This window comes from Pontibacter pamirensis (assembly GCF_010015475.1).
GTDB lineage: Bacteria > Bacteroidota > Bacteroidia > Cytophagales > Hymenobacteraceae > Pontibacter > Pontibacter pamirensis.
The window spans coordinates 23,038-35,712 of the sequence record NZ_SSNI01000042.1; the positions used below are offsets into that span (position 1 = coordinate 23,038).

Annotated in this window: 9 protein-coding genes; 5 read left to right on the forward strand and 4 right to left on the reverse strand. The window is 46.4% G+C overall.

The window, feature by feature from the left end:
* Nucleotides 1-55: 55 nt before the first annotated feature.
* Nucleotides 56-1,030: a tryptophan--tRNA ligase gene (gene trpS, locus E1919_RS22700; RefSeq protein WP_162055700.1), complete on the forward strand. Its 975-nt coding sequence runs from the start codon at nt 56-58 to the stop codon at nt 1,028-1,030.
* Nucleotides 1,031-1,567: 537 nt separating this feature from the next.
* On the opposite strand, the gene E1919_RS22705 is transcribed toward trpS, so the two are convergent.
* Both E1919_RS22705 and E1919_RS22710 read right to left on the reverse strand, forming a co-directional pair.
* A complete protein-coding gene (locus E1919_RS22705) occupies nt 1,568-1,933 on the reverse strand; it encodes a methylglyoxal synthase (protein WP_162055701.1) in 366 nt (121 codons plus the stop codon).
* Nucleotides 1,934-2,265: 332 nt separating this feature from the next.
* Nucleotides 2,266-2,664, reverse strand: coding sequence for a hypothetical protein (locus E1919_RS22710; protein WP_162055702.1), 399 nt, complete (start codon nt 2,662-2,664; stop codon nt 2,266-2,268).
* Between the two features lie 143 nt (nt 2,665-2,807).
* On the opposite strand from E1919_RS22710, the gene hppD reads away from it, so the two are divergent.
* Both hppD and E1919_RS22720 read left to right on the forward strand, forming a co-directional pair.
* Complete coding sequence (gene hppD / locus E1919_RS22715; RefSeq protein WP_162055703.1) at nt 2,808-3,902, forward strand: 4-hydroxyphenylpyruvate dioxygenase; 1,095 nt, start codon at nt 2,808-2,810, stop codon at nt 3,900-3,902.
* 160 nt (nt 3,903-4,062) lie between these two features.
* Nucleotides 4,063-5,796 (forward strand): phospho-sugar mutase, encoded by a 1,734-nt coding sequence (locus E1919_RS22720; RefSeq protein ID WP_162055704.1) that lies wholly within the window; start codon nt 4,063-4,065, stop codon nt 5,794-5,796.
* Nucleotides 5,797-5,981: 185 nt separating this feature from the next.
* Here the strand turns inward: E1919_RS22720 and E1919_RS22725 are convergent, their stop codons facing one another.
* Both E1919_RS22725 and E1919_RS22730 read right to left on the reverse strand, forming a co-directional pair.
* Nucleotides 5,982-6,335, reverse strand: a complete 354-nt coding sequence (locus E1919_RS22725; protein ID WP_162055705.1) for a histidine kinase — start codon at nt 6,333-6,335, stop codon at nt 5,982-5,984.
* A gap of 51 nt (nt 6,336-6,386) precedes the next feature.
* Nucleotides 6,387-7,640 (reverse strand): PAS domain-containing protein, encoded by a 1,254-nt coding sequence (locus E1919_RS22730; RefSeq protein ID WP_162055706.1) that lies wholly within the window; start codon nt 7,638-7,640, stop codon nt 6,387-6,389.
* A 231-nt stretch (nt 7,641-7,871) separates the two neighbouring features.
* On the opposite strand from E1919_RS22730, the gene E1919_RS22735 reads away from it, so the two are divergent.
* Nucleotides 7,872-8,189 (forward strand): nitroreductase family protein, encoded by a 318-nt coding sequence (locus E1919_RS22735; RefSeq protein WP_237144800.1) that lies wholly within the window; start codon nt 7,872-7,874, stop codon nt 8,187-8,189.
* Nucleotides 8,190-8,736: 547 nt separating this feature from the next.
* Entirely contained in the window at nt 8,737-12,396 is a 3,660-nt protein-coding gene (locus E1919_RS22740) for an SBBP repeat-containing protein (RefSeq protein WP_162055707.1), read from the forward strand.
* Nucleotides 12,397-12,675 lie beyond the last annotated feature (279 nt).

The window sequence follows — 12,675 nt, forward strand, 5'->3', positions numbered from 1 at the left end:
GGCTATTACCGGCTTTTTCCCGTAATTTGCAGCCGGAACAATTACACCCTTACATATGGCACGTTATCTTACAGGAATCCAAAGCACAGGCCGTCCACATTTAGGCAACCTGTTGGGCGCTATTATTCCTGCTGTGGAGTTTTCGAAAGCCTCTGACCATGAGTCGTTGTATTTTATCGCGGACATGCACTCGCTTACCTCTATTCGGGATGCAGAGGTGCTACGACACAATACCTATTCGGTGGCCGCCGCCTGGCTTGCCTTCGGTTTTGATACAGAAAAGCATCTATTTTACCGCCAGTCTGATGTGCCGATGGTCACAGAGCTTACGTGGTACCTGAACTGTTTTGCCCCGTTCCCGATGCTGGCAAATGCCCACTCATTTAAGGATAAGTCGAACAGAAGGGGCTTGGCTGATGTAAATGCCGGTTTGTTCACCTATCCTGTCCTAATGGCAGCAGACATCTTGATGTATGAAGCCAACTTTGTTCCGGTGGGAAAGGACCAGATACAGCACCTGGAAATTACCCGCGATATCGCAAGTGCCTTTAACCATGTGTATGGTGAAACATTCGTGCTGCCAGAAGCGAAGGTAGATGAAACGGTGATGACGGTGCCTGGCCTGAATGGCGAGAAAATGAGCAAGTCGTACGGCAACATCATCGATATTTTTGAGGCGGATAAGCCGCTGCGCAAAACTATCATGAGCATCATAACAGACAGCACGCCACTGGAAGAGCCAAAAGACACGGAAAACGACACTGTTTTCAAGCTCTACAGTTTGCTGGCCTCACCAGAAGAAATTGAAACAATGCGCCAAAACTACCAGGCCGGAGGCTACGGCTACGGCCATGCCAAGCAGGCGCTGTATGAACTCATAATCCGGAAATATGCGAAAGAGCGCGAGCTGTTTACCTATTATATGAACAACCTGCCGGAAATAGATAAGAAGTTGCATGAGGGCGCTGATAAAGCGAAGGCAATTGCCGGGCCTGTGCTGCAGCGTGTACGCCAGAAGTTAGGCTACTAATCCATCAACATTTTTATATAAACCAAAGGGGCAACTGAGAAATCAGTTGCCCCTTTGGTTTATATAAAGCGCGAAACAGGATCATTTATTTCATCCTTTCCCCAATTGTTAGATCCACTCTGTAAATCTGTTACTAGAAGCGATTGTTTTAGTGTTATCAATAGTACAGGCAACAGATCCGATTTGTTTAGCCACACATAAGTCTGTACATAAGAATTTATGAATATTCATTTTATTCGTTTTCATAGTATTGTTTGTCTTGTCAAAAAGTAAGCTTTATACCTACTATACTACGGAACAGCATCAACACTAGACCAAACGTAGGAGTAGAGAAATGGCAAGGCCTGTTTTCTAATTTTGTAACACACTAAAACATAAGTTGAATGTACCTATGAACTAAGTGTGTTAACTTCTTTTATAGTGCATTAGCTCATTTCCTACACAACTAATTATCAATCATAAAAAAAGCACCCGCCTCAGCTTCTGCTCTGGCAAGTGCATCAGGTAAAAATCAATAAAAGCAAGATTTATTTTCCCCTAATCCCGCTCCAGTACGATTAAATTGGCAGAGGCACGGTTCAATGCAATGGGAATGTTGTTTAAAACAGCTGTCCGAATAAGCGTTTGTATGTCGTGTTCGTGGCCATGCGGAGTTTCAACGTCTATGAAGAAAATAATTTTGTGCACTTCGCCCTGCAGAATGCGTGCTGCCAGCAGAATGTCTCCTCCACTTGGTCCGTGTCCGAAGGGCTGCACGTTCAGGTCCAGCAGGTCGTTTATCAGTTGAGACGTGTTAGTAGTACCGATGAGTTTATGTTCTTCCAGTGCCTTTTGATTCTCTTTCACCCAGTTCAGCAGGTCAGTTTTCTTGTTGTTATGCGCTACTAAAGCAATTGTTGTCATATTTTCAGTTTTAAGATTCTGCACATGCGCTTCAGCACATGAAGCGTCGGCTTGTTAGTTTAAATTAGAGCGAAGATAAGCAAAGCGACAGAAGTATCAAGAAGTGAAATAGAAGACCTTCCTGATTTAATATTTAGATAATATACGTTCTCTTAACAACAGCCTTGTTTGGTGTTGCTCCTGGAATGCGTATAAACTTAACTACAGCTTCAGAAAACAATGTATAACAAAAAAACTACCGCATGTACCATTGCTTAAAAGCAATGGTACATGCGGTAGAAATAACAGCTGTTTGTTATAGAGAGATGCTGTTTTTAAAAATGTGTTAGAGCTTACTCTGCCGTCCAGAGCACGCGCTCCTGGTCAGCCAGAATCAACAGTATCCGTGGGGGGTTAGCTACAATTACCAGGCGCATCTCTACTCCCGGAAACGAATCAGACTCTACCCAAACACCTTCTTTTTCATCCTCTTCGAGGGCGGCCTCCGGGTCAAGGGTACTGGCCAGGTAAGCGGTTGGCAAAAGAATATCAGCGTCTGATTTCAACTTGCCGTGCACATCTTCCAACACATCTTCAAGGTAGTCACCATACTCCTCATTGAAGTCATCTTCCAGGTCGTGCAGTTCCTCTTCAATATCATCATAGCGCTTATCATTGTAATCCATGGTATTCAGCTCTTGCTTTTTTGCCAGGATCGCAACGATAGCATCGTTTAAAACATTTACATTCATGTGATCGTGTTTTTTACAAAGTTGGAAACATGCCGTAGCAATTGCAAGTAATCAGGTGATAATTTAACCCACAGCCGCTTAGATTTTGATAAATCCATAAAAGCTGTATTTTTACAATAATCACCTGAAAACCTCTGAAAACTATGACAACAGACCTTTTGCCCCTGAACGGCACCGATCATATTGAATTTTATGTGGGCAATGCCAAACAGGCGGCTCATTTTTACCAGACAGCCTTTGGCTTTAAACTGATAGCTTATGCCGGCCCCGAGACAGGTGTCCGCGACCGCGCCTCCTATGTGCTTGTACAGGACAAAATCCGGTTTGTGCTTACTACGTCGCTCGACCCGACTTCTGGTATTTCGAAGCATGTGCTGCAGCATGGAGACGGCGTAAAAGTGCTTGCATTGTGGGTGGATGATGCGGAGAAGTCATTCAATGACACCGTGGCGCGTGGGGCAATACCAGCGATAGAACCCAAAACACTGCAGGATGAGCATGGTGAGGTGAAGCTTGCCGCTATACATACCTATGGTGAAACCATCCATACTTTTGTAGAACGCAAAAACTACAGTGGTCCTTTTATGCCGGGGTTCAAGGCTAAATCCACGGAGCTGCAGGTAGAACCAGTGGGGCTGCAGTATGTTGACCACTGCGTTGGCAATGTTGAGTTGGGCCGAATGAATGAGTGGGTGGAGTTTTACGAAAAGGTGATGGGCTTTAAACTGCTGATTACGTTCGATGATAAAGACATCAGCACTGAGTATACGGCTCTTATGTCAAAAGTGGTCTCCAATGGTAACGGTTATGTAAAGTTCCCGATAAACGAGCCGGCGAAGGGGAAGAAAAAATCACAGATTGACGAGTACCTGGAGTTTTACCGAGGGGCTGGTGTGCAGCACATTGCCATCGCTACCGATGACATACTGCATACAGTGGCAGCGTTACGACGCCGTGGTGTAGAGTTCCTTTATGTGCCGGAAACGTATTACGAGGACCTGTTTGAGCGGGTGGGTAAAATTGACGAGGACATGGAGGCCCTGAAGGCGCTGAATATTCTGGTAGACCGGGATGAGGAGGGTTACCTGTTGCAGATATTTACAAAGCCTGTAGAAGACAGACCTACAGTTTTTTATGAAATTATACAGCGCAAAGGAGCCAAGTCTTTCGGTAAAGGAAACTTTAAGGCGCTGTTCGAATCCATTGAGCGGGAGCAGGAACTACGGGGTAACCTTTGATAAGAAAATAAGGTAAACGCCGTGTAAATTCACTTAGATTGCTTTATTTTGATATTTATATACATCACACCAGCTCTTTTGAACGTACTTCAGGTGCAAAAAGGGCTGGTGTGATTTTTTGTCCAAATATAAAAAAAGAAAATCTTTACGTACAAAGACTATGATTGATAATGCTATAAGAACAAAAATTGACTCCTGGCTGTCTGGAAACTACGATGCGGCCACGAAAGCAGAAATAAACGATTTGCTGAATCGCAACGAACACGATACGCTTTCTGATGCCTTTTATAAGGACTTAGAGTTCGGAACCGGCGGATTGCGCGGCATCATGGGGGCTGGAAGCAACCGGATGAACCGCTATACCCTAGGCATGGCCACACAAGGCCTTTGCAATTACCTGAAGCAGAATTTCCCTGACCAGCAAATTAAAGTGGCCATCGCCCACGACAGCCGCAATAACTCTGATAAGTTTGCCCGCATTATAGCCGATATCTTTTCTGCTAACGACATTAAGGTATACCTTTTTGATGCGCTGCGGCCTACACCGGAGCTTTCGTTCGCCATACGCCACCTGCGTTGCCAGAGCGGTGTGGTAATTACGGCCTCACACAACCCAAAAGAATACAATGGCTACAAAGCTTACTGGAATGACGGGGCGCAGGTAACGGCGCCGCACGATAAGAACATCATTACAGAAGTCAATAAAATCACGTCCATAGACGATGTGAAGTTTGAGCCAAAGCCGGAAAATATCGAGATGATAGGGGCGGAGGTAGATGAAGCATATATGAAAGAGGTATTGGACCTTTCTATTTCTCAGGAAGCTATCAAACGCCAGCATGACCTCAAAATAGTCTTCACGCCGATACATGGTACCGGTATAACGCTTGTGCCGGAAATACTAAAGCGCTTCGGCTTCACAAATGTGCATGTGGTAGAGGAGCAGTCCGAGCCAAACGGCAACTTCCCAACAGTGGTTTACCCGAACCCTGAAGAGAAAGATGCCATGACACTGGCCATGAAAAAAGCGGAGGAACTGGATGCTGACCTTGTAATGGCCACAGACCCTGACGCTGACCGGGTGGGTATAGCCGTTAAAAACCTGAAAGGCGAGTTTGTTCTGTTAAACGGTAACCAGACCGGGGCTCTTTTTGTCAACTACCTGCTGCAGGCATGGCAGAAAGCCGGAAAACTGACAGGCAAGGAGTATGTGGTGAAAACCATTGTAACAACCGACCTTATCAAAAAAATAGCTGACAGCTACAACGTAACGATGTACGAAACCCTGACCGGCTTTAAGTACATTGCTGAAATCATCCGTAACCTCGAAGGCAAAGAAACTTATATTGCCGGTGGTGAAGAGAGCTACGGCTACCTGGCCGGCGATTTTGTTCGCGACAAGGACGCTATCTCCGCCTGCGCACTAATAGCCGAAATGGCAGCGGTGGCCAAGGATAACGGGCAAAGCCTGTTCGAAATGATGGTGGAGATGTATACCAGGTATGGCTTCTACAAAGAAGATTTAGTTTCCATCACTAAAAAGGGAATGCGCGGTGCGGAAGAGATTCAGCAGATGATGGCCGACATGCGCAGCAACCCACCTCAGACCATTGCGGGCTCTAAAGTAGTCGAGATAAGTGACTACAAGTCTGGCACCCGTAAAAACACTGTGACAGGCGAAGAAAGCAAGCTTGACATGGAAAGCTCCAACGTACTGCAGTACATGACCGAAGACGGCAGTAAGATATCCGCCCGCCCATCCGGTACGGAACCTAAAATCAAGTTTTATGTCAGCGTAAACGAGCCGCTAACTTCTAAGGAAGACTTTGATGCTACAGCCCAGCAACTGAATCAAAAAATAGAGCAGACGCTGAAGGATCTGAAACTGAAGTAAGGTTAGATTGTTAATTTTAAAATGGTTAAATTGTTGGTGTTCACCGCCTGCAGTTTAGCCATTTTTTTTGCCGCCTTACCCTATATGTGACTTCAACTGGATTTGTTAAGCAGCGCGACTATTTGCTGTTATACCTTCTCAATATGCCTCCACTCACACTATTTCATTAAAAAAGGCTGGCTTTCTTAAACTTCCTTTAATCGGTCCTCCAGCAGTAAAAGCAAAGCCAGAAACCGTTCAGACTGCTTTTCAACATTTCTTAGCCCCTCGTGCGCTTCATCAATTTTACCGTTTTTGTATAGCCGATACAAGTTTAACGTAATGCTATCCATCTCCTGGTGTACTTTGGCAAGTTCTCTAATTTCAGATTCATTTATATAGCGCACCAGCCCTATTGTAGTAAACCAGATACTAACCGGGCCCAGCCTGGAGAAAAAAGCTTCATCAAAAGCGCCGCCATAGAGCATAGAGCGCACCTTCGATTTGTAGAGGATGTGCTTTATCCGGAGCTGTTGAAAATCTACCTGAGCCAGATTCATTTGAAGCCTATCGCCTTTTCATTATTGCATATATTATTTCTCATCCTCCTACTACCTGCCCAACTCCTGTAACTTTTCTCTAAACCTAACCTGCTCAGTCACCTCATAGCCAAAGGCTAGAATACCCAAAACTTTGTCAGATTCAAAAACAGGGTGATACGAAAATGTGAAGTAAGTTTCATCTAAATTACCGTTATTGTTCTTGTCCAGCATGATGCGCACGTCCTCTGCTATATAAGCTTCGCCAGTATTATAAACTCCATCCAGCAGCTCTATAAACCCTTGTCCCACTATTTCAGGCACAGCCTCTGCCAATGGTTTGTGCAGCATATCCCTATCAGGATAAATCTGCTGGTATCTTTGGTTTATCAGCTCAAACCGATGCTCCGGTCCCTTCAGAATACAGAACATGGCGGGAGCCTGCAAAAAAAGTGTTTCCAACATTTTACGCTCAGACTCTGCTTTCTCATAAGCTTGCTGCACCTGGTCTGCTAATAATGACATTTGCTCATTTGTAGCCAAAAGCTCCTGCACCATTATTCTGGTATCGTGTATATCTGTGGAGCTTCCTACCCATAGAACAATATTACCTTCTTCGTCCTCCATCGGCTGGGTGCGGCAGAGGTGCCAGCGGAATATACCGGCTTTATCACGCTTTCTCAATTCAATCTGCATCCCGATTCCGTTCTGGAAGGCCTCCTCCCATTGAGCCGTTACAGCAGGCAAATCATCCGGATGTATTACTTTCTGCCAGCTTTCCTTCTGGAGTTCTTCCAGTGGGATTCCGGTATAGCGCTCCCAGCGCTTATTCAGGTAATTAAGCTCACCTGCAGCATTTGTGGTGAAAATCAATTGCGGCATCGCCTCCGCCATAAACCTGAACTTTTCCTCACTCTCCGAAAGGGCTACTTTGGCAAGCTCTCTTTCCGTTACATCTGAGGTATGCTGAATCAAATACTCCACATTACCTTCCTCGTCCAGCACAGGGGTATGAGAAGCCTCCCAATAACGCACTTCGTACTCCCCCCCTTCTGCTTCAGAATTAGGCAAATCGTATCGTATTACTTCAAGGTAATCCACCTGTTTACTTTGAAGCGCTTTATCCAGAGAAGCGCGCACAGGGTTTTCTTCATAAGAAAACTCTTTGTTAGGGAATGCCTCCAGCAGAAAATGCTTGCCTATGATCTGACTTGCTGAACGCCTGGTAATCTTCAGGTATGCTTCGGTTGCGTCCAGAACTTTATATTCCGGTGAAAGTACCACCATTGCTTCAGGTATGTGGCGGAATAATTTAGTATAATCCATTATTGCGTAAGGAGCAAAACAATGTTTAAACAATGAAAACTTAAGAAATTAAGAATTTTCTGTCTTTCAATTATCTTCAAACAGACAGCCTTCAGACAAATGTAGTATTGGTATCTAGGCATAGCAACTGATTCTATACTCTAAATGGCTGCATTTGGTTCATTAACCCGATTTCCGAAACATTACTAATTTTGCTATTCAAATTCCCCGCAGTTCTTCCGACCTCAGCAGGTGGTTGGTGAAAGCGGGGTTAACCAGATACTATTTTCACATGAACAACTTGTTTTAACGATCCAGGAAGTCATACAAAGCAGAAGAACCGTTAAGCCGCCGCAATTGAACGGGCAGCCGATACCAGACGAGCAGGTGAAGCAACTCTTAGCCCTGGCTGATTGGGCTCCCACGCATGGTCTTACTGAACCATGGCGTTTCAAAGTATATGCAAGGGAAAAGGTGCAGGATTTTTGCCTGGCACATGCCGAGCTGTATAAAAAATATAACTCCAAACAAGCGACAAAGTGCAGACCGTACAGATGGTGGCAGCGATAGCGGGAGACAAGCATGTTCTTGGTGCAAGCGCAATGGCAGAGTAGCATTCATCCCAAATAATACTCCCACCGCTTCTGCACCATTAATAAATTATTAAAGTGTTACTGTATTCATATATAAATTATTTGCTCTAATAAATAGTCCAAAGCACTAGAGTAAGATAAAGCTGTGCCCATACTTCTTTTGACGACAGTCACTGATAAGGTTTCTCTATGCCAAAAGCAATCGTTTTGTATAACAAAATTTTATTTTATATTAAAAAATTCCTTTAAAAACAAAACATATGATTAACAATATAAAAGTTTCCTTCTCCACAATAATTTAAATCATTTACTTAATTTTTTTAATCATATACAAAGTAATAATATATATAAAGCAATTAATTATATATAAAGTATAAATTTATCCGTAATTAAATATATGCCTAGCTATTGGTAAAGTAATAATCCAATAGTATCTACTCCCAACCTAAAATCCCCCTTAGCCTGCCGCTTTGACAGGAGAATAAATTTCCAACTAAAGTATTTTCAACTACAATAATGTAAATATGAAAAGAATACTTCTGAGTTTAGGGGTAAAGGTATTGCTAATCTTTGTGTGCATGACAGCTATGGCACAACAGCCCACTCTGAAGTGGGCGCAGCTTTACAATGGGATGGACAGCTGGCTTGATGAACCTGCCGGGATAGTTGTGGACGAAGGGGGCAACTCTTTTGTAACAGGTACAAGCAGAGGATTAGGTATCGAGAAAATCAGGACGGTTAAATACGCTGCCTCAGGCGAGGAACTCTGGGCTGTGCAAGTCGAAAGTAACGCTACAGCCAGGGCCATTGCCATTGATGAGGCAGGTGGTGTGTATATTACGGGCTTTCGTTACGGCAATGAAACAGGTGCTGACTTCATTATTATCCGTTATGATGCTGCTACAGGCGAACAGAACTGGATACAGCAATATAATGGACCAGCCAGTAATTTTGATTTTCCCATAGCTATTGCAGCTGACAATGCAGGTGGGGTATATGTTACGGGCTATAGTTACAGCAGCGAAACCGGTGCGGATTACGCCACAGTACGCTACGCGGCGGCTACCGGAGAAGAGACATGGGCTATGCGCTATAATGGCCCTACTAACGGACTTGATGACCCTAAATCTATTGCTGTTGACAATAACGGCGGTGTATATGTGACGGGTACAAGCGATGGAGACTATGCCACCGTCCGCTACGATGCCGCTACCGGAGAAGAGTCCTGGGTGATGCGGTATAATACCTCTGATACAGCTATGGACGCCGCCGCCGCGGTGGCCGTAGACGGCGGCGGTGTGTACGTTACAGGTAGCAGTAACACTGACTACGCCACCATTCGCTATGATGCAGCCACAGGAGAGGAATCCTGGGTGATGCGGTATAATGGCTCTGATATTGGGCTCGATGCTGCTACCGCTCTAGCAGTAGGCAAAGATGGCGGTGTGTATGTGACCGGCTCCAGTAATGGTGACTACGCCACCATTCGCTACGATGCTGCTACAGGGGAAGAGTCTTGGATTATGCAGTATAACGGACCTGGCGGTGGCAATGATGAAGCTAGGTATATACTTGTAAGCGATGATGGAGGAGTGATTGTTTCTGGCTCCAGTCCTAACTACAGTAGCGGTACTGGTATCGACTTTGCCACCGTCCGCTACGATGCCGCCTCAGGGGAAGAGCAATGGACAATGCGCTACAACAGCGCCGATAACGGAAACGATGAGGTCAGAGGTATCACTGCTGGCAACGGTAGTGTGTATGCTACCGGCTTCAGCAACGGCAACTACGTCACTATCCGCTATGATGCCATCACCGGAGAGCAGGAATGGATACAGTATTTTGATGGAATAGGCAGTATGATTGATGAAGCAATTGCCGTGGCTGTGGACGCAGCAGGCAACAGTTATGTAACAGGTACCAGCAGAGGAGTGAGTTCCAGAAGAATATCCACCATTAAATATGCTGCTTCGGGTGAGGAACTCTGGGCAGTGCAGCATGAGAGCAGTTCTACTGCCAGAGCTATCGCCTTTAAAAACGGTGCAGTGTTTGTAACCGGCTCCAGCAACGGCGACTATGTCACTGTTCGCTATGACGCTGCCACTGGAGAAGAGATGTGGGCCATGCAATACGATGGGCCTGCCAATAGCGCAGATGAGGCAGTTGCCATTGCTTTAGACGATACAGGTGGCGTGTACATAACCGGCTCAAGCTACGGCAGTGGAACAGGTCCTGACTATGCTACTGTTCGCTATGATGTTGCCACAGGAGAGGAAATGTGGGTAATGCGTTATAATGGCGGCAACAATGGGTTTGATGAAGCTAGAGCCATCGCAACCGACAACAATGGGAGCGTGTATGTGACCGGCTATACTGATGATGGCAGTGGGGCCGGCCCTGACTATGCCACCATTCGCTACGATGCCGCCACAGGTGAGCAGATTTGGTTGAAGAATTACGATGGCCCTTCAAACAGCAACGATCAGGCTACAGCTATTGCCGTTGACGAAGCAGGTGGCATATACGTGACGGGCTCAAGCAACGGCAGTGGAACCGGTCTTGATTATGCTACTATTCGTTACAGCCCTTACACCGGAGATGAATTATGGATAATGCGGTACAACGGACCAGATGGCAACATTGATGAGGCCACTGCCATCGCCGTTGGTAATGATGGTGGGGTGTTTGTTACTGGGTCCAGCCACAGTCCTACAGGCCCAGATTTTGCCACTATCCGCTATGATGCCATCACCGGAGAAGAAATTTGGGCTATGCGGTACAACGGTCCCGCTAATGGCTTTGATATAGCAAGGGCTATTGTTATCAACCCGGAAGAAGGTGTATACGTCACCGGAACAAGTATCAGCATTACCTCCGATATTGCCACTGTCCGCTACGATGCTGCTACAGGTGAGCAAACCTGGGCTGCAATCTACGACGGCCATGAAAACAGACAGGATGAAGGAAGAGCAATCGCTATTGATAGCACTGGTGGAGTAATAGTTACTGGTTATAGCAATGGTTCCGAAACAGGAAACGATTTTATAACCCTCAAATACAGCCTGCGGCAGGAACAGTGTCCTGAACTGGAGCAGGGAGTGATAACGGGCACCTTAAACGCGGCAGTTAATACCACCGGCTCAGTCTATACCCTCTCCGGCACCGGAGCCACCACATTCGCTTTCTGGAGCATTACAGGCAGTGAGGGTAACCCTTACACCGGCTTCACCGGACAGGACAGCCCCACCGTTTCCGTTGACTGGCCATCAGAGCCTGACTTTTATAAGATAAGTCTCACCTACGGCACGCCCGAAGGCTGCACCATCAGCACCTCCCCTATATATGTGCATGTGTTTGACCCGGATGCGGGCTTAGTGACAGGTAGCGGCTGGCTCAACTCACCCGCTGATGGCGACTACGAGTTTATGCAGAGCAGCAGAAAGGCTCTCTTTAGCCTGATGGCAAGGTACAGTAGTAGGTATGAAAACCAGATACTGGGCTCCACTATGCTCCTGCTGCATGCCGGCTCCTTCACCTTCCGAAGCACCTCCTTTGAGGATGGGACACTGGTTATCATAGATAACAGGGCCTACTACAGGGGGCGCGGCAGCGTCACCTACTGGGGGGGGGCGGAACACCCTGTCGAGGATGAGCGCCAGTTTGGCTTTTTGGTGGCAGCCGCCGACGGTGATTTCGGAGAGAGCTCAGCACCAGACAAGTTCCGCCTCCAAATCTATGTCATCAACGAAGATGGCTCCCAGGGAGCTGTTGTCTACGACAGCCAGGCCGGCTGCCCATCAGCCCGTCTGGACGATAACGCCGAGGCCTGCACCGCTATAGGCGGGGGCAACATTACTATCCACAAGCCCAGCGTGAACGAGGTAGTTGACATGCTCTTATTCCCCGCCAGAGTGGTTGTTGAAGCTCAGGAGTTGGAGATCTACCCTACAGCTGTTTCCGACAGAGCCACGGTGAGCTTCTCGCTTGAGCATCCGGGTGATTACGCCCTGGAACTATATGACATGAAAGGCGCGCTCGTAAAGCGCATCGCCGCCGGGGCGGCCGAGGCTGGCATACGGTATGAGCAGGAGATTTGGGTAGAAGGAATGGGCACAGGTCTTTACCTGGCCCGCCTCACCACCAGCGACAAAGTGCAGACTGTAAAGATGGTGGTACAGCGATAGCGGGAGACAAGCTATATAATTCAGCACAAACTTGGTAATTTGGTAATAATGAATGACCCTAAAAATCGCTTTTGGTGAAATGGCTGCTTTTAAGCCGTTGAGCCTACCTTCAATCAAACGGTGGGCTCAACGGCTATAATCTTTGTACCTGAGTTTAAGTGGCCTTCAAAATTACTTATCGGTTACTCAACACTTCATTATTTATCTGCTGCTTTTCAAGTTCGATAAATATTCTCATCAGCACTCCTGAAAGCCAAGTTTCACTGTTGCAACAGCTAC